Below are 24,222 nucleotides of genomic sequence, written 5' to 3' on the forward strand. Positions count from 1 at the left end.
TGGTACAGACAATGGCTCTGGCACAGATAATGGCTCTGGCACAGATAATGGTTCTGGTACAGATACTGGTTCTGGCACAGATAATGGTTCGGGCACAGATACTGGCATAGGCACAGGTACAGACAATGGTTCTGGTACAGGTGAAAACCCTTGGACGCCAATTGCGAACTGTCCAAATACTGAAACAAACAGTGCCTATGACATTGCAATAAATGAAAAAATTTGTATGACGGGCTCAGCGCCTAAGTACTTCACAATGACAGTACCTTGGGATGCTTCAACCGTTACTATCGGTCTTATGGGCGGTGAAGGTAATGTAAGCCTATATGTGAACAATGAAAGTAATGCTTGGCCGACGTCTACTGCAGCTGATTTATCGAGTACCAATGCGGGTACATCTCAATCAGTTCAGTTTACTGCCAATGCAGGCCAGCAGATCATGCTTCAGCTTGATGGCCAGTTTACTGGGGTGACTTTCCATGCCTTAGTGCAAAGTAATGAGCTAGGTGGTGGCAACACAGATCCAACACCAACCGATCCAAATGACCCATTTGTAAATAACCACCCAGAGTTAAATGATGGCTTACCTGAAGATGAGTCTCGCTTCTTAGGCTTAGATGGTCAGGCTTTGGTTGAGCGTATTATGGCGTCTAACCCGCAACATGTGGGTGCCGTATTCAACATTAAATCGGGTCAGGCGAGATACTTATTCAGCGAATCTAATATGATGTCGGTGATCAGTGAGTTACGTCGTCAAGCGCGTACTATTGATGAGTATAATTCCTATAAAGTACAAGGTTTAATTTACTTCTTACGTGGTGGGTTATTTGTACAGTTCTTTAATCCAGATCTTGTGCCTGCATACTCTTCATCTATTGAAGTAAACCTAAAAGCGGCAATGCAGGACTTATTTGCAAGTTCTGGCATTTACGGTGAGTCAAACGACCAAGCATTAGCATTACAAGAGCTATTAACGCTGACTGACTCAGCTGAGATCCGTGCGCCATTCTACGATAACTACATCAATATTTTAGAGATGTTTAATGAAACATGGGCGGCTAAGCGAAGCCGAATGGCGGCTGCTAATGCCATGATGACCGCGTTTTTCCGTGCTTCACAAGCTGCGCCAAATGGTGATGCAGATTTCATCGCGCGTATGCAAGATGGCCGTTTACTAGATACCATGTATCGCTTCCAACGTGATAATCGTTATTTACTGCAAGCAGACGATAACTACTTCATTAAAAATGTGGTGAATGAGCTTGCGCGTTTCTTAAGTGTGCCGTCATTAAAAGATCAGGTTAAGCCAATGGTTAAGAACATTTTGGCATCAACCAGTCAGTATGATGAAACCGCGCCGTTATGGGTAAAAGCAGGCAGCATGGCAGATACATTTGACCGTCAAGATTGTGGTTACTATGACATCTGTGGCTTTGCATATTACTTAGAAAAAAAAACCTTAAAGTTTAACTATCAGTGTTCAGATACATTAAAGATCCGTGCTCAGCAGATGTATAACGATCAAGCTCAGTGGATCTGTGAAGTATTAGGTCAGCAAGAGGCGCATTTCCACAATGTATTAAAGACGTATAACATCTCTGTGGCAGATGACTATAACGATGCACTTGAACTAGTTATTTTCAACTCGTCAGAAGATTATCGCGACTATGCCGGCACATTCTTTAACATGGATACCAACAATGGTGGTATGTATTTAGAAGGTGCGCCGAATGATCCGAATAACCAAGCGCGTTTTATTGCTTATGAGCAAAATGGCGATGACTACTTCCACGTATGGAACCTACAACACGAGTATGTTCACTACTTAGATGGTCGCTTTGATTTATACGGTGACTTTGCACAGGGCTTAACCGCTGCTACAACTTGGTGGACAGAAGGTTTAGGTGAGTACATTGCATATCAAGACGGATATAACCACGCAATCAATGTTGGTCAAGCGGGCAACGTAGCACTGTCTACTATTTTCACAAACACCTATGAGTCAGGCCAAGATCGTATCTATCGCTGGGGTTATTTAGCCGTACGATTCATGCATGAGCGTCATTCAAGTGATGTGGCACAAATCCTAACCTTCTTACGTAGTGGTGAATATCAAGCTTATCAGCAATACATTGATGACATTGGTACACGTTATGACAGCGAGTTTGCAAATTGGGTTGCGTCATTAGCTGAAGGCGTAAGCGGTATTGTTGAAAGAGGTCCAGATGATTCAGTGGCTGTAAATTCAGGTGACACAGGCAATTGGGCAGGCGAGCCAGAAACGATTGATACTGATTTCACACCGTGTTTGGCAACGGATGCAGCAAACGCATTTGATCCAAGTAACAACCAGTTAAGTAAAGGTGTGACTGTGGTGGAATGTATTTCGCTAAGTACATCAAGCGCAAACTTTGTGTTTGCAAATTCAGGCTCTGAGCCGTTAACGCTGCGTATTACCACAGAAGGTGGTTGGGGTAATCTAGATATCCTATACAAAGGCGGTAACTGGCCAACACGCAGTGACTACACAGCTAAATCGGGTGGTCACGGCAATACAGAATCGATTGACCTACAAATCGATGCTAATGAACACTGGCACTACTTCTCTCTTGACGGTCAATTTGGCGGCGCCAAGATTACAGTGGAGATTGTTGAGTAACCCTACAACAGAAGTAAAATCAGTTTCATTATTTGATACGTCCCTAAAGCCACTCGCAAGAGTGGCTTTTTTGTTTTCAGTATATTAGCGGGGCAAGGCCGCTTTTAATTTCAGTTTGCAAAGCGGTGAAGGAGCGCAGTAAAAAACAGGCATAAAAAAAGAAAGCACATGCTTTCTTTTATGCTTAGTTTGTATTTAAAAATTAGCGCCGGTTGGCGGTATTTTACCATTATGTGTTTTAGGTCTTTGATGGTGTTCATGGCCATGCTCTAATTTCTCATTGTGACCATGACGACTTCTGGTTTGATGATTTGGCTGCAGTGGGGGAGCTGAAATATTAGGGCTTACTGGTGCAGCTTGCATCGCCGGTGCCTTAACATCAGCTGTTCTGTGCGCCATAGCAGTAATTGGCTGCTTTAACTGTGCTTCTTGCGTTGGTAGAGAGCTTGGTGGCGCATTTTCCGTATGCTGGCTTGTTAACGCAGAAGATTTTAATGATGCTTCTTCTGGTTGCGAATTATGCGAGAAAATAATGATGCTAGACACCGCCATTAACGCAATAGGAATGACAATTTTATTCATACGACACCTTTGGATATTGTATGCATTTAATTTAACACTTCAGCAGGTCTAAACCAAGTTTGATATGTGTAAAATTGTAAAAATAAGAATAATAAAAAGTCACCCGTGTGAGGAATTGCTTGCTAGTATTATATAAGCAATCGATCGTGAAGGAATAAGTGCATGATGATGCACACGGAAGAACAGTTAGCTACATCTGTGCTGCAATTTTATCGGCGTGCTTTTTGGGTTGCTTTAGCCATTACAATTATGCTGGCAGCGACACTAACACTGCATTTATATAATTTAAAATTACAGCAGGCATTCACACAGTTTCAGACCCATTATGAGCGACTCAATAGTCAACTAGATAAAACCCTTACTGGCGTAGATAGTATTTTTCAGGCCGTTAATATCAGTCTTGAGCAGCCGATTAATTATGAATTCTCGCGCCGGCAATATCCACCAGTTCAGCGTCAACCCGCTTATTTTTATCAGTCTATAGGAGTGAATACTGGAGAGTTAGTCGGTCATGGGCATTTACAAAATATAGATTTATCGCACCCTTATTGGCTACGAGTGATGGCGCTCGGAGGTGTTTTTAATACTTCTTTGGCTCTGTTAGAGCCTTTAGAGGCAATGGCGTTTGTGAGCGAAAGTGGCCTTGCATTTGTGCAAAGGCGAAACAAAAACAATAGCGAGTTGCTTAGCCATATTGTAGCAGGGCGGTTTTTCGAAAAATCTGATTTAAGTGGTTTGAAAACCAGTCAACGGATTGAAATTGATGGCAAACACTATTTTGCTATCTCTAATAAGCGCATTTCTAGTTCACAAGAACATACTCTAATGATTTTCGATGCCGAACGATTTCAGCAATTGTTTTATGATAAATCAATGCCAGAAGCAGATATTTTACTTACCGATAAATTGCATCGAAATTTGACAAGCACCACAGAGATTAGCCCCCCGTCATACCCTTTAAAAGAACAGTTTTCTCCATGGCATAACGGTTTTGTGTTTTATCATAATGAACGTGATAGACCATTAGATATCGTTATGAAAGTCTCTGAAAGAGAGTTTAGTAAAACGATTATCTATGGCTTAGGTCTAGAGTTTAGTTTTATTTTATTGTTTATTTTGGTTACTTACTTTCCACTACATTGGTTATGTGAGCAAATTTTTGTTCGTCCTTTAAAAGAACTCTTTCAATTTATTAAAAACCCAGAAGAAAAACAAAGTGATTATGTGGTTCCTAAACTTTGGCTAGAGGAGTTTAAACAAGTAAAAGCAATTCATCAGCACCGTGCTCAGTTATTGAAGCGGGTAAAAAGCGACCATGAAACACTATCGAGTCAATTACTGCAAAAGCAACAGCATCTAGAATTAGCAGGACAAGACAAAGAACGTCAAAGTGCAGTGCTTAAAGGGGTGTTAGATGCTGTTCCAGATGCTATTTATTATTGTAATACCGAAGGGAACTTACTGGGTTGTAATCGAGCGTTTGAGCGTTTGATGGCTCAAAATAAACAGAAACTCCTTGGTAAAAGTTTAAAGGTAATAGCGGAAGACTTAGGTGACTTAGAAAACATTGAAGCTAAAGTTAGAGAGCAACATAAACCGATATCTCATCAATTAAATCATGATAGTCGAACCTATTACACAACTATCACGCCATTTTTTAGTGAGCAGTTAGGGGTTATGGGCTGCGTGGGGGAACTGAGAGATATAACAGAGCATCAACAAGCAATCGAGCTACTGAAAATTTCTGAGTCGAACTTTAAATCAGCCATAGAGTATGCACCAAATGGCGTCGTGCTAGTCAAGATTGATGGTACCGTGATGATGTTAAACCTTGCAGCGCAGTGCTACTTAAATTGTGAAGACATTGAGAGTAAAAAGCATATCTCTGAACTATTTAATCATTCAAACTATCAACAAATTACCCAGATATTTGAACATTTAACGAAACAAAAACAGTCAGTAGAGCAAGTTAATTTAACGCAACTTGGGGATTATCGTTTTTTAGATTTAAAAGTTTCGCTAGTGTGTGATAGCGAGCAAATGCCTAAATACTTTGTAATACATATTCAAGATATTACGGAGATCACGCAAGCTCGTCTTGAGGCCGAAAGAGCCACGCTGGCTAAAAGTCGTTTTATTGCCAACCTGAGCCATGAAATACGTACTCCTTTGAATGTGATTCTCGGGCTAGTAGATATGGTACAGCGCTCGACAATTGATAAATCACAGTTAACTAGGTTAGAGACAGTGACACATGCTGCGCATACTTTGCTTGAGATGCTTAATGATATTTTAGATTTTGCTAAGGTTGAAAGTCATGAAATGCGGGTTAAGTATGAAGATGTGATGATTAGTGAGTTATGCGAAGACTTGAAGGAGTTAATTGAGCCCTTAGCAAAGCAAAAAGGACTCATCACAAGCTATACGATAGATGAAGCTGTTTGCTCAGTTCTGTTGGGAGATAAGCAAAAGTTAAAACAGATTTTATTAAATTTACTCAATAACGCTGTTAAATACACCGCACAGGGGAATGTAAGTTTTCATTTGTCAGTTGATTCACAAAGTGCTGAAGCTCAGGTTGTGAGGTTTAGTGTTAAAGACACGGGGATCGGTATAAAACAAAGTGATCAACTCAAGTTATTCGACGCATTTACTCAAGTAGACGATAGCTTAGCCAGAGAGCATGAGGGAATAGGATTAGGGCTTGCTATTGTGAAACATGAAGTTGAATTGCTAGGGGGAGAGATTGCTCTAAATAGTGAATTTGGCAATGGTAGTGAATTTTATTTCTCTCTGGCGTTACTTAAAAAGCCTTTAATTGAAAAAAATGAGTTAGGTAAAGTTCAGAATACAAATTTTGTCACTCCAGATAATACAGGGTCTACTTCTTATCAGGGGGCGCTATGTTTAGTTGTTGATGATAATGAGCTAAACCTAGAGATAACTCAGAATATGCTGCAACAACTCGGTGTTAATGTGGTTACATTACAAACCGCAAAAGGTATTTGTGAGGTAGTTGATTTATTAAAGCCGGATATCATTTTTATGGATATTCATATGCCCGAAATTGACGGTTTTGAGGCAGCAAGGCAACTTTCTGAATGTAGTACAAAAATAAGAGTACCTATTTTTGCATTAACAGCTAATATTGAAGTGGTAGAACAGCAAGAATATTTGCATTCTTCCATGCATGGATATATTAATAAGCCTGTATCCATAGAAGTGTTAGAAGAAGTTTTGATTCAACATATAAATCCTCATAAGCAGTTTTTTGATGAGACATTTGCGCTGAAACAAATGATGGGCGAACCAGCATTTTTAGAAAAGATGCTGCAAAAATACTCAGAACTATGTGAGCAGTATGTGCAACAGTTAAATAACGAATTAAATGTAAAAGAACTTACTTTGTTGGCGCATAATATAAAAGGGGCGTCTGCAGGGCTAGGGTTTGAGCAATTAGCTGACATAGCTAATCAGTTAGAAACTCATCTTAAAAAAGAAAACCAAATAATAAATTCAGAACTGAAAATTCAGTTAATAGCACATGTACTTAGAGTGCAAGCGTTCCTGAAAGCAAGAATAAATGGGTGTTAAATGGCTAGAAATGCACATATCTTAATTGTCGACGACGATCCTTTAAATCGAGTAGTGTTAGAAAACACCCTGTCAGATGAATATGAAATTTCACTTTGTGACAGTGGTGAATCAGCACTCGAATTTTTGAGCAATAGTTCTGTTGATCTGATTATTTCAGACATAAAAATGCCCGGGATCAGTGGTTATGATCTATTAGAAAAACTAAAAGGTGATCAAAGCACTTATTCAATTCCATTTATTATCATATCTGCCAGCAATAGCTATAACGATGAAGCTAAAGGCCTAGAAATGGGCGCCATGGATTACATTACTAAACCATTTAGCCCTGTGATTGTTAAAGCAAGGGTAAAAAATCATTTAGCAATAAAACAAAAAAATGATTTACTCGAAAAACTGGCTGCAATTGACGGGCTAACAGAAATCCCAAATAGACGACTACTAGACGAAACGTTAGCGCGTTATTGGCAAAGTTGTGAAAAAAGCCATGAGCCTTTGTCTCTTTTCCTTGTCGATATTGATTACTTTAAAGAGTTTAATGATAACTATGGATATGCGGCTGGCGATGAGTGTCTTATCAAAATTGCCAAAGCGCTCGATGAGGTGAATAAAAACAGCCATGGTTTTGCCGCAAGGTATGACGGAGTTCGTTTCGCTGCAATACAAAAAGGACAAAACCCTGAGCAAACTTTAATGCTCGCCAAGCAAATGCATAGAGTTGTTGATGAATTAAAAATTAGAAATGAAAACTCACCAATATGCGCGCATGTGAGTATCAGTATTGGGGTTGTTCATATAGAAAAAGATTTCAGCGGAAGTGAACATGAGGTATTAAGGTTAGCTGATGATGCGCTTGTGAAATCGCATGTCGAGCAGGAAAGAACCATAGTGATAAACCGCTGAGCAACTCAGCGGTTTATTTTTTATCTTACAAAATTTGCTGAAGTGCTGATTGACCAAATCCAATGAGCTTTCCATCTTTAAACACTAGAGGCGTGCATTCATCTTTAGTTATCTTACCATCTGAATGTTTGCTGTTTGTAGCAAAATAAATCACTTTAAAAACGCCATCATCTTTTTTTACTAACTCTGTAAAGTCAGGTGTTTGAAACTGGCCAAGTACTTGGCTGTAGTCAGCGCCTAAATCAAGGTTAGCAATGGTCTTACGATTTTCCTTTTGTTGAGATTGCCAGTTTCCGCCATTGTACTCTGATGCCCAACCATGCTCTACTTCACCGTCAGAAACAGCCACAATACAGCCTGAAAGTAATGGTGCACTTAGCGCAGCAACAAGTAATAATTTTTTCATTGTAGATTTCCTTAAAAATTCGTTTCGGATAATTTGTTTTATTAGAGCAAAATCATTGCCAATTTTAAAAGTCTTTATTTAACAGTTGCTTGCTGTTTTTTAAACAGTTTTTAAAGTGCAAACTATTCACTATTTTAGGGTAATTCACCAAGTTTTAGCGAATTACACAATAACGTTACTGGCTCTGCCATTGTTAAAGTTAACAATGTTATTTGCTATCTCTTTCACTAGTCGTTCAATAGATTCTTTCGCCGCCCAAGCTGTATGTGGAGTAAGTATTAAATTGTGGCCTTGATAATTAGCAAGGGGATTGTTTGCTTGTGCAGGTTCAACAGATAATACATCAAAGCCAGCTCCAGCAATTTGGTTATTTGTCAGAGTTTCAACTAAAGCTGCTTCATCAACTATACCGCCTCTGGCGGTATTGATCACAAAGCTGGTAGGCTTGAGCAGGGCTAGCGTTTCTTTTTTGAATAAGTTTCGGGTTTCATCATTAAGCGGACAATGAATAGATAACACATCGGCCATTTTTAACGCTTCGGTGAACGCTATTCGACCAGAGCGAATATCAGTAGCGTTTGGTCTTTCAGCAATAATGACTTGTGCGCCAAATGCTTCAGCAACTTTGCCAACCGCTTGGCCTAAACTGCCGTGGCCAAAAATCACAAAGTTTTTATCCGACAATTCAGTAATCGGATAATCAAGGCGACAAAACATATTACTTTGTTGCCAAAGACCATTCGCGCAATCTTGCTGGTAGCGGTGAATATTGGTCATTAAGTTACCAAGCAGAGTAAAAGTATGTTGCACGACTGATGGGGTTGAATAACCCGCGACGTTACAAACACGAATACCCAATTGTTTAGCCGCATCTAGATCAATGTTATTAGTGCCAGTCGCAGCAACACAAATGAGTTTTAGATGAGGCAATTCAGCTAAGGTTGTAGCATCTAACACCACTTTATTCGATATGATAATGTCAGCCTCTTTACAGTGAGCAAGAACCTGCCCTTTGTTCGTGTGTTGATATGTTGTCAATTCACCAAGAGCCGATAAAGGCGTTAGGTCAGTATTGGCGAGTGTGGCGGCATCAAGTAAGGCAATCTTCATAAATTTAATCTGCTCTGTTGACCTTGGAGTTTACTCAAAGGTTTATAATGTGCTTAATAAGTCGGGAGTGTAAGATGAAAATAGGCGAATTAGCAAAGCGTTTAGATATTAGTACGGATACTTTAAGGTATTACGAAAAGCATGGCCTACTGAGTTTTAGTGAACGCAGTGAGTCAGGCTATCGTATTTATAGTCCTAAACATGAAAAACAAATGCAGTTTATTTTAAGAGCAAAAGCAGTAGGATTTAGCCTTAAAGAAATTCAAGAATTGTTAGAAATTAAGTTAGAAAAGCAACAACATAGCTGTGGTGAAGTGAAACAGCTTACTTTGCAAAAAAGGCAAACCGTTCGTGATAAGATAGCTGAATTAAAACGTTTCGAAAAATCTCTATCATTGTTGGCAGATGCCTGTTGTGGCGGCCCTGAGCTTGCGACCGGCTGTTCAATTTTAACCACATTGGAGGCAGCAGATGACATTGTTATCTAATTTCTGGTCTTTATTCTTAGTTTCAGCCCCTTGGTTAATGTTGGGGTTATTACTAGCAGGCCTTTTAAATATCTTCATACCGAAAAACTTTTTACAAAAACACTTAGGCAAAGAAGGCGTTTGGACGACCATTAAAGCAGCCTTAATTGGCGCGCCAATGCCATTGTGTTCATGTGGTGTTATTCCTGCCGCAGTAGGACTTAGAAGGGCTGGCGGATCGAAAAGTGCCACCACGGCGTTTTTAGTGTCTACACCAGAAACTGGTGTAGATTCAGTGTCAGTGTCTTATGTGTTACTTGGGCCATTTATGGCGATTATCAGGCCAATAGCCGCCGTGTCGAGCGCGATAGTGGCAGGTTTATTGGTTGGTAAAGAAAAAAGTTCTGGAACAAAGAACTTAGATAAAGAGATTCAAACCGCTGCAACTACGGGCACAAGCTGTTGTGCCTCTAAACAAGCTGATATCGAAAATAACGCAGAGAAACAGAGTGTCTGTAGTAGCAAAAAAGCTGAAATAGCAACTGATACAAAAACATCTTGTTGTGCAACATCATCAGATCCTGCCCTGGTAAATAGCAGTGAAGCGGTACTTGAAACAACCGCAAACTGCTGTGATACAGATCATCCAACACAGCCTGTGAACAGTGAATCATTGTGTTGCGATAGTAAAAAAGAAGAACAGCAGGCAGCGCCTTTCTCCACTAAGATAAAACAAGCCCTGCACTTTAGCTGTAATAAGTTACTTAGTGACACCATGGGCTGGCTGATGATAGGGCTGTTTTTCGCCGCACTAGTGCAAACATATGTACCCACATCATTCTTGAGTCACTGGGGTGATGGCATATTGGCAATGGTTGTGGTGATTTTGGTGAGTATTCCTATGTATATTTGTGCAACAGCTTCTACGCCAATTGCCGCAGGCTTATTGATGGCTGGTGTATCACCAGGCGCAGTATTGGTGTTTATGTTGGCAGGGCCTGCAACCAATATTGCCACTGTGGGGGTGGTTGCAACTGAATTAGGTAAACGAGCCGTAAGCGCTTATTTAACTGGCGTGATTGGCATTGCCATTATCTTTGGCTTTTTGACCGATTATTTAGTTGAACAGTATGGTTTTGAAGTTAATCCAGCTCACGCCATAGAACATGAATTAATGCCGCAGTGGTTAACTATGGGCTTAGGTATTGTATTACTACTTTTAATGCTTAGATTGGTACTAATTTCGTTAAAACATCGAATGAAATGATAGGTTTATCTGGTCGGAGGTTGATAACCTTAGCATCCAACTGATTAGCAAGATAAAATACGTCGATTTTTTTGCCCTGTAACAATGAGAAGTTTCGTGGATAAATACGCAGATATAAGACCTTACAATGATGAAGAAGTCCCAGCAGCGCTGTCTCGTCTTCTAGAAGACAATGACTTTATCGATGTCATAGCCAAGCATAATGCGCCTAATTGGCTCAATAGCTGGCCTTTCATTGCAAGACCTTTAGTCCGCAGCCAATTACGAAGAAAGTGGGGCAAGATAACCACAGTCGAGCAAGTACAACAAGAAGTGGCAGGTTATCTAGAGCTGCTTATTAAACGCACTACGAGTAAAGTGACTTTCTCAGGTTTAGATAAGTTAGATAAATCTACATCATACTTATTTATTTCAAATCACCGAGATATTGCATTAGATCCTGCCATCATGAACTGGGGCTTACACTCTCACGATATGCAAACCGTGCGTATCGCGATTGGTGACAATTTACTTCAAGTGCCCTATATCAACGAGCTCATGCGCTTAAATAAGAGTTTTATCGTTAAGCGTTCTGTAAAAGCACCGAAAGAGATGTTAAAAGCGCTGAGTCAGCTATCTGGGTATATTTATGATTCTCTTGATACAGGTAACTCAATATGGATTGCGCAAAAAGAAGGGCGCGCAAAAGATGGGGTTGATCAAACTGATCCTGCGCTTCTAAAAATGCTGCAACTGCAAGGTCGTCGTTTAAAGCTGTCTTTTGAAGACTATGTAAAGCAGCTAAAAATTGTTCCTGTGTCAATATCTTATCAATACGAGCCCTGTGCCGTTGCAAAAGCAAAAGAGCTCGTACATAAGCAAACTCATGGTGAGTATGTTAAAGCCGAAGGTGAAGATATAGAAAGCATTATTGAAGGCATGCGTTCTGACAAAGGCCACGTGCATGTTTCTTTTGGTTCACCTATAACAGAAGAGTGTGATACACCAGAAGCGCTGGCTGCAAGTATTGATAAACAAATTATCAGCCAGTATTACTTACACTCAACAAATTATATTGCAGGTGGTCAAGAAGAAACGGTGTCTGCGGAGCTTAAGAGTGAGTTTCAAACCCGACTTGAGACTATTCCAAGTGAATTACACCAACAAATTTTAGCTATGTACGCAGAGCCTTTAAAGCGCAAAGGTGAATTTGTTTAAACTTTATTTATGATAATTTTTAGAGGGGAGCTTTCAAGCTCCCTTTTTTATTGTGGTTTGCAATGCTCTTAATCCAGTGTCAAAAAAGAACACTGAATTAAGAGCAATGGTATTAGTTGACAAACATGGGTTAAAAAATCTAAAAATAGATTAAATACCATACATTTTTAACTGTTGTTGATGGAACAAATCGAGATTTTTGAGATCCCCAGCCCATGTAAGGGGATTTGCCAAGTAAATAATCGAGGCTATTGCAAAGGGTGTTATCGCAGTAGAGAAGAGCGTTTTGCTTGGAATTCTCTATCAAACCAGCAAAAGAGAAAGGTGATTGCACTTTGCCAACAAAGATACAAACGCTTTTTAACGAGCAAACAGCAAAAAGCAGAAGAGCAACCAAATAAACAAACGCCTTTTGACTTTTAGCCAGTTTAGGTTAACTAAAGATTGTATTTATTTTTTAAATCCAGCATTTTGCCAGAGACTTTAAATTCATTAAGCACTTTGTTTAAAGCTGGAACGAGATGTTTATGCGTTTTATGAACGTAGTGGTAAACCTGTTGCGAGTGCAATGTTTCTAACTCTACTCCCGCATTTTGAAGTTTATGCATATAAGGTTCAATATAAAAACCTATCACCAAAGCCGCTGAAACCTGTTTTTGCATTAAAAGGTTAAGTAAGGTTGAAACACTTTTTACTTCATGTAACTGGCCTTGGTATGGGTGTTCTAAAAGATATTTAGCTGCGGCTGGATAAGTTGAGTGGATAACCAGAGATGGCATATCGGCAAGCTGGCAATCTTTACAAAAACTAATTAAGTTTAAATCAAATGAGAACAACGGCACGTTAATGCGATTAAGGTTCGGGTAGGTGCGATTTAAACCTGAAATTTTACCAAGTTGTCCATCCAGTATCCCTTCGTTTGCTGCAATCAACGCATTATTTTTATTAAAATCTACAAGTTCAACGTCTATACCTAGCTTTTTATAAGCTAAGGTCATCAACTCAACAATATATCTAGATTGAGGGATGTCAGCAGGGCGATTAAAAATGACTTTATCAGTACTCGCAATGAGCTGAGAAGAAAAAGTTAATAGTAATAAAATATAACAACGTGCGAAAAACAACTTCATTCCTTAAATATCTTATTTCACAGACAAGGTATAATATAGCGAAATTTAGTCAAAAATAGTATTGTGTACAGTCTATTAATTCTAGATAAAAATTAGTGACTCGATTATGAGCTTTAACTTGTGCAAGTTGCCAAGGCAAGAAAAATATCAAATCCAATTAGACTACGAAGCGTCTTTTTGGGCTTATCAAATTAAACGAGGTAAAAACTCTCGTGAAGCGATTTATGACACAATTAATAGTCGGCCACTTTCGGAACAGCAAATCTTAAAACAAAAATTTGAAAGTTATTTAAGTTTAATGTTGGCAGGCTAAATAAATGCAAGTCGAGCGGTTAGAGGCAATAGCGACACCCCTAGTTAATAAGTTTTATCAGGCACATAGTGTACGGGGAAGGGCTAATAAGCAAGATCAGGTTTGGGTTGTTAAGGCCCCAGCGCTTATTGCTGCATGCAGGCTGCAAGATAGAAAAAGTAGTTTGTTTTTATCGACTTTGTATGTAGAACCGCAATCTAGAGGCCAAGGTGTTGCTAAACGTTTAGTGTTAGATGCATTAGCTGCACAACAACAAACTGTTTTCACTTTCCCTTACCGTAATTTAGAGCCATTTTATCAATCACTCGGTTTTACTCAGAGTCATTCATTACCTTGTGAGATAGACACACTATTTACCGCTTATAGGCAACAAGGGCGAGATATTATTGCCATGACAACTTAGCGTCCTTAATGCATTTAAAATAAAGTTGATGAACGACTGACTAGGGTAGCGAGTGTAATGCTATAGCAGGAGCAAGAATGAAATTAATTTTAACTATTTTTTTATTGATACTTTTATTCTGCAGTCATTTAGCGAATGCTAACGTGAGTCGCTTATCTCCAGCTGAAGGTTTGTCTCAAAGCTATGTAAATACGCTCTTGTTAGATAATCAAGGCTTTCTATGGTTGGCAACAGAAGCTGGCTTGAATCGTTATGACGGCCATCAGATATTACATGTATCTGGACCTGACGGTGTGCTTGAAGAGGTCGTTCTTAATAGAATTTATCAAGACTCTCAAGATAGAGTGTGGATTGTAACGCAAAGTGTTGGGCTTTTTAGTTATGACACGACCTCAGATACCTACAGAACTTATTTACCTGCCCCAAAAACAGAAGCGGACTACCGTAATAATTCGGTATTTGAAATTACTGAAAAAGATGCGGACCATATTTGGTTAGGTAAGCGAAACTCTGTTGCCTTATTAAATGTAGAGACGGGGAAAATCGTTAATGAGGTAAAACTCCCTGTCGATAACAATAGAATTTCAGTTAGAAAGCTGCTTGCTTATAAAGATTTCTTATTTATCGCCTCAACCGATGGCGCTTACGTCTATCATCAGACTACAGACCAAATCAAGCCGATAAAATATATTGATGAGGTTACTCACGAATATCAAACTAATACCAAAAGGCTTTATTTAAAGGATAGTAATACTCTATTGTTGGGCGCTGTTAAAGGTTTGTATGAAATTGATATCAGTGAACTGACACAACAATTTTCATCACCTTCCATTAATTGGCGTTATAAAACATTATTTGAAGACATAAATATTTGGGACATTGAACCCCATGATGACCACTTACTGCTGGCAACAGATAAAGGTTTATTGCATTTTTGGCCCGATATAGGAAAGAAAGAGCGTGATCAACGGCTCCTAGATAGCAAGTTTACTCTAGCGGATAATAGCATCATTGATTTAGTAAAAGACGGTGATGAAGGGTTATGGTTGGCAACGAAGAGCGATGGAGCATTTTATCTTTCTGAGCAAGTTGAACGATTTCATAATGTGAGTAATCAAAGTGTCATGGGTTCTGGCTTCTCACATAATACTGTTTGGCGTATGGTCGAGTTAGATGGATATATTTGGGCTGCAACCAATGATGGCTTAACGCGTTACGATCCTAGAAATAATGAAACTCAAATATTTTTGAAAGGTTATCAAGGTGAAGATGTTTACCCGGAATTTTCAATTTACACCTTGCATTTGTATGAAGAGAAGTTGTGGTTAGAGACTAACCGAGGCCTATTCATTTACGACCCGAAAACAGACTCAGCAACACAGTTAGAAGGTTTGACTGCCGAAGAAACCGCTCTTTTGCAAGAAAGGTTGTATGGTGTCTACGTGTCTGAAGAAGGGTTTGTGTATTTTATCCATGTTGATCATGGTTTTTATAAGTACAGCATCCGTGATAAATCACTGTTGAAACTCGAAGGGCAGTTTGATCAGTTTGATCCGTTTTTATCTTTTTCTTTTTTAAAGCCACTACCTGATAACCCTAGTCATCCATTATTTTTTACAGGTGGTACGTTATATCGCTTTGATCCTGTTTTTCAAAAGCTTCATACCATCTATGAAGTACCTGATGCCCATGAAGATATCCCAATTATCGTGCAATCCTACATTATAGATAAAAACAATGTTTTATGGTTGTCACTATCAAACTACGGTTTGATAGGTTTAGATCCACAAAGCTATGAGCGGGTTCACACAATTGACTTAGAAGAAAATAACCTAGGCACCTTGATGTATGGCATGGAACAAGATGATGCCGGTATGATTTGGATGTCTTCGCATAAAGGTATTTGGCGACTAGACCCAGATAATCTTCACTTGCAACAGTTTACTACAGCAGACGGGCTACTGAGTAATGAATTTAATGGTGGTGCAGCGCTGAGCTTAGACAATGGTCAAATCGCGTATGGTTCAGTAAAAGGTTTTACTTTGTTTGACCCTAAAGTAAATAGGCCTAAAAATAAGTTACTGAGCCGAGTAAATATTACTTCGGTTGAATTAATGTCTCGCAAACTCGAAAACAGTGGGTTAAAAGTTTTCGAACATATAGAACTCCAGCACGATGATATAGGCTTAGAAGTGTCTTTTTCGGCAATGAGCTTTATGTATCAAGATCGTATTATCTATGAATATCAAATATCTGGTGGGCAACGTATTTTAACGCGTGGTAATAATCGAGTTGTTTTTCCAAAATTAAACCCAGGTAATTACCAGCTTAAAGTATGGGCGAAAGACCCATTAACCGGAGACTACACGCCGCCGACTTCATTGATGATAAAAGTGCATTACCCTATTTGGCGCTCTCCTTTGGCAATTGCCAGCTATGTATTCACTATATTGCTATTGTTTGCGCTGTGGCTTCGTCGTAAACAGCGTATCGAGCAGATCTTACTCGCGGCGCATAAAGATACTCAAAATAGTGAGATGCGTCTGAAGTTGGCGCTTGAAAGTAGTGACTCCGGTGTGTGGGACTGGCAGCTAGACCATCATCTTATTTACCAGCCAAGACTCACTGCTGAGCTGGGTTACCATTCTGATACAGTAACTTTAGATGAATACCTGCAAAAAATTCACCCCTTTGAGCGAAATACTTTTAGGCTTGAGTGGCTTGAGTTTGTGACTACCAATAAAGGCGTGTTTAATTGTACATATCGCTTACAGCATAAAGACGGTCATTGGCGCTGGTATAAAGACTCGGGCAAAGTGATGGCTTGGGCCAGTGATTTACCAGAACGAGTGACGGGAACATACACCAATTTGACCCGTGAAAAAATGTTTGCAGAAAGAGCGAGGTTATTTGGTGCGGCGTTTGAGCAGGCCAGAGACTGGGTGTTTATCTTAGATAAACAGTTGCGTATTCAAGCATGTAATGCAGCATTACAACAGGCTTTTGATATCGCAGAAGAGCCAACTTCAAGTTCTGCTTTAAGTTTAGGTTTGCCAATTTCAATTCGAATGCACTATTTGCGTAAAATCAGCCAGTTAAAAGTTTCAGAATATTTCGTTGGCGAAGAGTTGGTCGGACTGGCAAATGGCAAACAGTGTCATGTGTTGATAAAAGTTACTGCTGTGTCAGATGGCGATGGCCTACTTAGTAATTACGTAGTTGCGCTAACAGATATCAGTGCTCAAAAAAAGACAGAGCAAACCTTACAACAACTTGAAAATATCAATTCTGCCACTCAGCTAGCCGATAAAGGACGCTTTATTGATTGGGTCGAACATGCAATTAGTCAAAAAGAGCATGGCCAAAGTTTGGCTATAATGGCTATTCGTGTCGATAGGCTAAAACATTTTTACGATATTTATGGTAAGCACTTTTTCGAAAGCTTGATCAAGCATATTGCTAAGCAACTCATTCACTGTTTAGGAGAGCAAGCAAACCTTGCTTTTGTAAATGGTCGAGAGTTTATGGTTTTGCTAGAAAAACTAGATGAACCATCGCAAGTGACACAATGCATTACCAAAATAAAACAGCAGTTCGAATTTGAGCAGCTCATTGATGGCCATAATATTCAGTTGATGCCTTTTATTGGCGTGGCAAGTTTGCCTGAAGATGCAACTATTGCAGAGGAGCTATGCCAAAAGGCGAGAATGGCATTAAACTATGCTATGGATGAACAAGGTCGAGATTATCAATTTTTTACGCGTGCCATGCAAGCCCGAGCTGAGCGAATATTTGCAATCGAACAAACGCTTATGTTGTCTCTAAAAGAGGGCAACTTCGTTAATCAATATCAGCCGATTTTAAATTATCAAACCAAGCAGGTAGAAGGGCTAGAAGTTACCCTTAAGTGGCCATCATTAGATACTTACTCTCAACATGAAGTGAGTGAAGTTAGTAAGCAAATTGGTGCAAGTCATAGGTTATTACTGCAAGCATTAAGTGCTGGATTAATAGAGTTAAAGCAGTGGCATTTAACGCATCCAGAATTATATTTGGCAATAAATTTAACCGCGTCAGACTTGATGCAATCAGATTTATTAAGTCGTATTGCGAATGTGATCTCGCGTTGTAATATTCATGCCCATCATGTGGTGTTTGAGATCACTGAAGCGCTGACAGTTCTTAACTCGTCACAAGCGATACATATGATGACGCAGCTTAAATCGATAGGGTGCCAAATACACATTAATGGCTTTGGTTCTGAATTTGCGTCACTGGCCTCTTTGCAAAGTTTACCTGTAGACGCCTTTAAAATTGCGCCAACTTTAATTACTCAACAACAGGGAGATCAAGGCATTATTACCCACGCGGTTATCAGTGTTGCTAATTTATTGGATAAACGCTGTATTGCTGATGGCGTGCAAAACGAATCGCAGATCAGAGAATTGCAGAGTATTGGTTGTCATCTATTTCAGGGGCCAATTTATGGCGAGGCTGTAACTGGTGATTATGTCGCACAGTACTTAGATGATGCTTGGCATGTTTTCTCAGAAGTTAAACAAACTCAAACAGAGGTATAAAACACAAATTTGTTTTATACCTTTTAGTGAAAATGTAAAAGCAGGTAAGACCTTATAGCTTATGACCACAGTGGCGGCAGTACTGGCTATGTATGCGCTTGTTTGTCATTACTTTAATTGCTTGGTTAGCTTCAGCTGCGCTTAGCCCCAATTCAACTCTTAAAGCCTCTAGGTGAGCGTGCTCTTCTTCGTCGACATGACCGTCTATTAAACTGTGCAATACCGCTTCATTAAATATTTCGCGACGTTTGCGCAGTTGCTCTGCAAAGCTTGAAGCTAATAAACCTGTAGGAATGGCAACCATACCCATGCTTAGCATGGTGATGACACCACCAAAAAAGCGCCCTAGTGGTGTTATTGGCACCACATCGCCGTAACCAACAGTTGTTAGAGTGACCATTGCCCACCACATAGCATCAGGTATTGAACCAAACTTATTGGGTTGAACATCGTGCTCAATAAGATAAATACCGCAAGACGCAATAATCAGCACGACAGACATAATAAAAAATGCCGCCATTAAACTGTTAGCTTCCTCTTTAAATGCTGCCAGTAACAACTGCATAGCTTTAGAATAACGAGTGAGTTTGAAAATTCTTAGCAGTCGAACAACACGTAGGAAACGCAGATCAAAGCTAAAGAACATCATGAGAATGGTTGGCGCGATGGCCAGTAAATCAATTATGGCAAGCGGCGTCAGTGCGTATTTAAAGCGTTTTTTAAGGTTTGAATCTTTTAATTGTTTGTATTCGATTTTATCGACGCAAGACCATAATCTTGCCAAGTACTCTATAGTAAATATGGTGACAGAGCCAATCTCTATAACGAGAAAAAGGGTACGATAAGTTTGGGCAAGGGAGGCCACAGATTCTAAGACAATGGCAATCACATTGACCATTATTAAGCAGATCAGAAATACATCAAGTATGTGACCTGCTTTTTGATGTCGGCCACTACTTTCAAGTAAGCTTGCGAACTTTTGTCTGGTTGTTAGCATAGTTTATTGTGGTGAGTCAGTTAGCTTCAAAGTCATATTAATGGTTCCTTCTTCAAAGTCACGAGTTACTTTAAAACCAAGGCGTTTAGAGAGTTCTATCATACCGCTATTTTCAGGTAAGGTGATCCCCTCTACAACACCTACACCTTGACTGCGGCAGTACTCTATAGCTGCGTTCATTAGTAATTTTCCAAGTCCTAATCCTTGGCTTCCTGAGCGAACAACAACGGCAAATTCTGCACATAGATTATCGGGATCCATTAATACGCGAGACACCCCAAGTGTGCGATAGGCACTCTTGTGTGGGGCAGAGACAATAAAAGCCATTTCTCGGTCATAATCAATTTGCGTCATCTTAGCCAATTGCTCATGGTTGAACTCAGGCAGTTCGCCAAAGAAGCGTTTATATCTGTCTTCTTTTGTCAGCGACTTATCAAATTCTTGGTGTGCGCGTTCGTCTTCAGGACGAATGGGTCTTAAAACAGCAGCTTGGCCGTCTTTTAAGGTTACTTTTTGCTCCCACTCTTTCGGGTAAGGCTTAATTGCTAAGCGTTTACGATCGGCATTGATTTGATAAGGACGCAGTTGAATAGTGGCATCAAGTACCAAAAACTGCCCTTCACTCGCTAATACTGGGTTCAGCTCTAGGTTATAAATATCTGGTTGATCAATGAGTAGCTGCGAAATTCTTGTCAGTAATGCACATAAACGATACTTATCTACTTTGTCTGGCAAAGTGCGTTCTTTAAGCACGCCCTTATCTTGTGCTGCGGCAATTAAATATTTAGCCAAGTTCATATTCAATGGAGGGAGTGCAACTGCTGCTTGCGAGAATTCAAGCCCTGTGCCTGCCTCACCTAATAAAATAACAGGGCCAAAACCCGGCTCGGTTTTTATGGCAATACGCAGTTCTTGTGCCCCAGCTCGAGGAGCCATACGTTGTAAAGAGAAACCTTCAATAATGGCATCAGGGTAAGCTTCTTTGATCCGCAATAAAATGGCAAAGGCATTTTGCTCGACTTCATTGCCATCATTTAAATTTAGTACCACACCACCGACTTCTGATTTTGAAGGTATCGAAGGGCTAATTAGTTTTAAAGCTACTGGAAAGCCTAGCTGTTCGGCTTGTTCTTTAGCTTCACTTGGGGTGAGTGCAATTTCAGTTTGAATACACTCGATAGAATAATGGGATAAGACTTTACTAGCCAGATGTGTAGAAAGGTGTGTGTGACCTTGTTCAATAAAATCTGCAATTTCAGCTTTTGCAGCTGAACCATTGATAAGTTCATCGCCGCTGATAGATTCTGGGGTTTGTGTCAGGTGTTTTTGGTTACGGCGATAACTCACCAAATGCATAAATGCGCCAACAGCGCCTTCAGGCGTTCGATAAGTCGGAATGCTATGCTCTGCGCAAACATAACGGGCTTCATAGGCAGCATTTTCCCCCATGAAGACTGTCATCACATAAGGGCGGGCCATTTTCGGGATTTTGTCTAAAGCACTGGCAATGATCTCAGCATATTCCTCACTCGGGGCAAGTGCAGAAGGAGTATGAATAATTAGCAGGTTTTTAACTTCTGATGCTTGCAACAAAATTTCTAAAGCTTGTTGATAGCGTTTTGGTGAAGAGTCACCAAATAAGTCGACTGGATTGTAAATTTTTTCGGCTTGAGGGATCACTTTATTGAGTGCTTCACGCGTGGCATCACTGAGTTGTGTTAGTTTTCCCGATCCTTGCAATAATGTGTCTACCGCCATGATGCCCGGACCACCCCCATTAGTGAGGATAGTTAGTTGCTCAACTTGTAATAATTTAGGATGGAGTGCCAGAGTTTGTGTTGCAGCAAAGAGCTCACGTAAATCATTTACGCGTAACATACCAGCCCGCTGGAACATAGCATCGTATACCGCATCATCACTGCTCTGGCCGCCAGTATGCAGATAAGCGGCCTTAGCCCCCGCATGTGTTCTGCCAGTTTTTATAACCAATACGGGTTTACTAAATGCAGCGGCTCGGGCTGCAGAAATAAAGCGGCGCACATCGTCAATATTATCTATATAAAGCAAAATAGCGCGGGTTTTGGCATCACGACCTAAGAAATCAAGTAACTCATCAAAATCTATATCAAGGCAATCGCCGACAGAAATAAAGTAAGAAAATCCAATTCGTCTGTTTTTAGCCCAATCTAAGATTGTTGAACACACAGCGGCAGATTGTGAGATAAATGCCAATTTACCTGGCTCAGCAACAGTATGAGAAAAACTGGCATTTAATCCTAAATGTGGGATTAACAAGCCCAAACAGTTTAGCCCAAGAATGGTCACACCTGCTTGCTTAGCAACCTTAGATAATTGATTTTTTTGTTTCTGGTTTGCCCCAGAAGCGATAAGAATTGCGTGTTGGCAGCCAAGCTCGCCGAGTTCAATGATGACTTGCTCTAAGGTATTTTTATTGGTGCATACCACTGCGAGATCTGGTGTTTGTGGCAGGGCCTTAATACTATTGTAAGCAAGCACACCATGGACTGCATTATGCTTCGGAGAAACCGGCATAATCGGCCCTTTAAAGCCACCTTGAAGTAAGTTGCGCATGACCACAAAACCTGCACGCCCCGCATTATTTGATGCACCAATGACTGCAACCGACTGAGGGTTTAAAAACTGGCTGACTCGCTTAACGCTCATAAAACTTCCTTAGTAAACAAAGGTGAAACCTGATAGTGAACACTTTAACATGTATCTCAGTGCTTAAAAGTTGATTTGAGTTAGCGTTGTCATTAAATAACTGCCCTTATACCAAAGTCTTATTTGATGGTGCGTTTAAGTAAGTTGTTTTAACTCTTTTTATCTTGTGGCATAGTTGAAAAGATACTTATCATAATTTAAGTGCTTGAACTGCATAAGTAGTTGCATTCATGTGCGTTTTTTGGCAAACACTAAAGTCTTGATAAAACTGAACTGGTTAGTCTTCATTTATTGATTATCGAGCTTAAGACGTTTCTTTATCTAACTATAAGCTGGATTTGAAAAAATGAATATGTTGGTCATTCTTTTGCTTGGGATAGTTGGTTCAATAGCTGTCTTTTATTGTTCTAAAAATACTTTCAGTACACTTAAAAGCTTCTTAATTGGTTTTTTATCTATGTTTTTGAGCTGCCTTACACTGTTTTCAGGTGTATACATTTATAGGCTCAATTCTGGAGATATCATAGAGACGCTAGATTTAATAGTAGGCACTGCATGTCTTTTAGGGGCTTGCGTTATATGTGGAATAAAATGTGCCACTACTTTTGGTGAAGATAGTTAAGTATTTAAAAAGGCTCTGGTTTAGTTATGTTATTTTTAGTCATTGGGTATTTATTCGGGTCCTACACTAATAGTGCTTATTAAAATAAAAACTAGACTGATGCTTTTAGTGATTCTCACTTTTTTACACTTTTCAAGTCACGCAGGGAGAAAGATAGGGTTAACTGATTTTGTAGTTTATGATATCGATAATGATTATTATCAGCTATATGCAAGTGTAAGTCGCGGGGTAAAGTTTTCAAATTTACCAGAAATACTTAAATTTCAAATTTGTGGTAAAGAATACTCCATAGAAGGGAATATCAATGGTAATACTAAATACAAGATAAAAAAATGTGATTTAAAAAGTAACTCTGTAAGTGTTTCTCTATTTCATAAGACTGAGGAAAAGGAAGTATTTTATGAAAAAATTACTTTTGAGGAGTGCAAGCCGAACCCTATTTTTAGTTCAATCATTAGAGATTATGATGGAAAAGTTTCAGTGTACTTTGCTGATTTTAAAATTAATCAACTCTATATTATTCGATCCGAATCGGGAATTGAGTTAGACAGATTTAAAGCTATCCTTGGTTGTACTTATTTTGCAAAATTTAATGTTCCTACTACAAATAAAACTATTCTCATAAATGATAAGGCTTATCGAATTAGTAATATATGGGAAGAGTAAGAGGCCAAGCCCTGTATTAAACACAGGTTCATAATTTCTTAGTGACTAATACTTTCTATATACATGAAAACTATAATCTTACTTTTTTAGAGCATGCGAAAGCAAAGTCGAATTAACAATTTTACTGCTTTTTAGGCAACCACTTCTCCATCGCGGCATCAAAAGCTTTCTCAATTTTATCTTTATCGCACTTATAGGGCAGACCTCGCCAAGTGGTCGGCAGGCTTGAATCGATAGAGCGATTGTTTGGATCTATTTGGTTTTTTTTATAGCAATACGCGCCTTTTTTGAATTCTTTATAGGTTGGTCCTTCATAAACCATTTTCGGCATGTCTTTATTTTCACGTGCTTCTTTATGTGTTTTAGGTGTTGAAATTCGACCATTACCAAAACGGTCAACCGATTGAGCTGTGTTATTTGATTGTGGCGTGGAGAAATAGTCATGCTCGCCTGAGCGAATATTATCGAGTGCTTTAAACGGATCTATCCTCGGTTTTTCTAAGTTGTTTTTGTTTGTGTCATTCACTTGAATTTCCTCTGTCGCTTGCTGTGCCTCTATCATTTCAGTTTGCACGACAGCGGCTTGCGAAGTGACTTGTGTTTGTTCTGCTACCGCGTTTTCATCGGCTTGTTCGGCTTGT

The 24,222-nt window shown here is 39.5% G+C and carries 18 protein-coding genes; 11 read left to right on the forward strand and 7 right to left on the reverse strand.

Translation table 11 applies throughout. From position 1 onward, the window contains the following. A partial coding sequence (locus CWB72_RS09625) for a collagenase (protein WP_138630954.1) occupies positions 1-2,659 on the forward strand: 2,659 nt, incomplete at its 5' end. 195 nt (positions 2,660-2,854) lie between these two features. On the opposite strand, the gene CWB72_RS09630 is transcribed toward CWB72_RS09625, so the two are convergent. Beyond that, positions 2,855-3,241, reverse strand: a complete 387-nt coding sequence (locus CWB72_RS09630; protein WP_138630956.1) for a hypothetical protein — start codon at positions 3,239-3,241, stop codon at positions 2,855-2,857. 162 nt (positions 3,242-3,403) lie between these two features. Between CWB72_RS09630 and CWB72_RS09635 the strand changes: the two genes are divergently transcribed. After that, positions 3,404-6,835 (forward strand): PAS domain-containing hybrid sensor histidine kinase/response regulator, encoded by a 3,432-nt coding sequence (locus CWB72_RS09635; protein WP_138630958.1) that lies wholly within the window; start codon positions 3,404-3,406, stop codon positions 6,833-6,835. Beyond that, positions 6,836-7,738, forward strand: coding sequence for a GGDEF domain-containing response regulator (locus tag CWB72_RS09640; protein WP_138630960.1), 903 nt, complete (start codon positions 6,836-6,838; stop codon positions 7,736-7,738). Positions 7,739-7,763: 25 nt separating this feature from the next. On the opposite strand, the gene CWB72_RS09645 is transcribed toward CWB72_RS09640, so the two are convergent. Further along, positions 7,764-8,144 (reverse strand): DUF3192 domain-containing protein, encoded by a 381-nt coding sequence (locus tag CWB72_RS09645; RefSeq protein ID WP_130256300.1) that lies wholly within the window; start codon positions 8,142-8,144, stop codon positions 7,764-7,766. Positions 8,145-8,306: 162 nt separating this feature from the next. Further along, positions 8,307-9,254, reverse strand: coding sequence for a D-2-hydroxyacid dehydrogenase (locus CWB72_RS09650; protein ID WP_138630962.1), 948 nt, complete (start codon positions 9,252-9,254; stop codon positions 8,307-8,309). A gap of 74 nt (positions 9,255-9,328) precedes the next feature. Between CWB72_RS09650 and zntR the strand changes: the two genes are divergently transcribed. The 4 genes from zntR to CWB72_RS09670 all read left to right on the forward strand — a co-directional run bounded on the left by zntR (position 9,329) and on the right by CWB72_RS09670 (position 12,608). Next, positions 9,329-9,742, forward strand: a complete 414-nt coding sequence (gene zntR, locus CWB72_RS09655) for a Zn(2+)-responsive transcriptional regulator (protein WP_138630964.1) — start codon at positions 9,329-9,331, stop codon at positions 9,740-9,742. Beyond that, the gene (locus CWB72_RS09660) at positions 9,726-10,988 is read left to right on the forward strand and encodes an SO_0444 family Cu/Zn efflux transporter (protein WP_138630966.1); all 1,263 of its coding nucleotides are present in this window, start codon (positions 9,726-9,728) and stop codon (positions 10,986-10,988) included. Before zntR ends, CWB72_RS09660 begins: the two co-directional genes overlap by 17 nt. Positions 10,989-11,072: 84 nt before the next feature. Then, positions 11,073-12,185: a lysophospholipid acyltransferase family protein gene (locus CWB72_RS09665; RefSeq protein ID WP_171037264.1), complete on the forward strand. Its 1,113-nt coding sequence runs from the start codon at positions 11,073-11,075 to the stop codon at positions 12,183-12,185. Between the two features lie 180 nt (positions 12,186-12,365). Further along, on the forward strand, positions 12,366-12,608 hold the full coding sequence (locus tag CWB72_RS09670) for a DUF1289 domain-containing protein (protein ID WP_130256295.1): 243 nt from the start codon (positions 12,366-12,368) through the stop codon (positions 12,606-12,608). Positions 12,609-12,622: 14 nt separating this feature from the next. Here CWB72_RS09670 and CWB72_RS09675 read toward each other — a convergent pair whose 3' ends face one another. Further along, positions 12,623-13,315: a substrate-binding periplasmic protein gene (locus tag CWB72_RS09675; protein WP_138630968.1), complete on the reverse strand. Its 693-nt coding sequence runs from the start codon at positions 13,313-13,315 to the stop codon at positions 12,623-12,625. A gap of 106 nt (positions 13,316-13,421) precedes the next feature. Between CWB72_RS09675 and CWB72_RS09680 the strand changes: the two genes are divergently transcribed. From CWB72_RS09680 to CWB72_RS09690, 3 genes are all read left to right on the forward strand, one after another. After that, positions 13,422-13,628: a DUF3283 family protein gene (locus CWB72_RS09680; protein ID WP_138569189.1), complete on the forward strand. Its 207-nt coding sequence runs from the start codon at positions 13,422-13,424 to the stop codon at positions 13,626-13,628. Between the two features lie 4 nt (positions 13,629-13,632). Beyond that, the gene (locus tag CWB72_RS09685) at positions 13,633-14,031 is read left to right on the forward strand and encodes a GNAT family N-acetyltransferase (protein WP_130256292.1); all 399 of its coding nucleotides are present in this window, start codon (positions 13,633-13,635) and stop codon (positions 14,029-14,031) included. 77 nt (positions 14,032-14,108) lie between these two features. After that, positions 14,109-18,611 carry an EAL domain-containing protein gene (locus CWB72_RS09690; RefSeq protein WP_138630970.1) on the forward strand — a complete coding sequence of 1,501 codons (4,503 nt, stop codon included), beginning with the start codon at positions 14,109-14,111 and terminating at the stop codon, positions 18,609-18,611. A gap of 52 nt (positions 18,612-18,663) precedes the next feature. On the opposite strand, the gene CWB72_RS09695 is transcribed toward CWB72_RS09690, so the two are convergent. Continuing rightward, complete coding sequence (locus CWB72_RS09695) at positions 18,664-19,608, reverse strand: ion transporter (RefSeq protein ID WP_138630972.1); 945 nt, start codon at positions 19,606-19,608, stop codon at positions 18,664-18,666. Between the two features lie 3 nt (positions 19,609-19,611). After that, positions 19,612-22,293: a bifunctional acetate--CoA ligase family protein/GNAT family N-acetyltransferase gene (locus tag CWB72_RS09700; protein ID WP_138630974.1), complete on the reverse strand. Its 2,682-nt coding sequence runs from the start codon at positions 22,291-22,293 to the stop codon at positions 19,612-19,614. 721 nt (positions 22,294-23,014) lie between these two features. Between CWB72_RS09700 and CWB72_RS09705 the strand changes: the two genes are divergently transcribed. After that, on the forward strand, positions 23,015-23,581 hold the full coding sequence (locus tag CWB72_RS09705; RefSeq protein ID WP_138630976.1) for a hypothetical protein: 567 nt from the start codon (positions 23,015-23,017) through the stop codon (positions 23,579-23,581). Positions 23,582-23,702: 121 nt separating this feature from the next. On the opposite strand, the gene CWB72_RS20550 is transcribed toward CWB72_RS09705, so the two are convergent. After that, positions 23,703-24,222, reverse strand: a 520-nt coding sequence (locus CWB72_RS20550) for a hypothetical protein (protein WP_171037265.1), incomplete at its 5' end; no start/stop codon positions are given.

Origin of the sequence: Pseudoalteromonas phenolica (genome assembly GCF_005886345.1) — a bacterium.
In the GTDB taxonomy this organism is placed as follows: domain Bacteria; phylum Pseudomonadota; class Gammaproteobacteria; order Enterobacterales; family Alteromonadaceae; genus Pseudoalteromonas; species Pseudoalteromonas phenolica_A.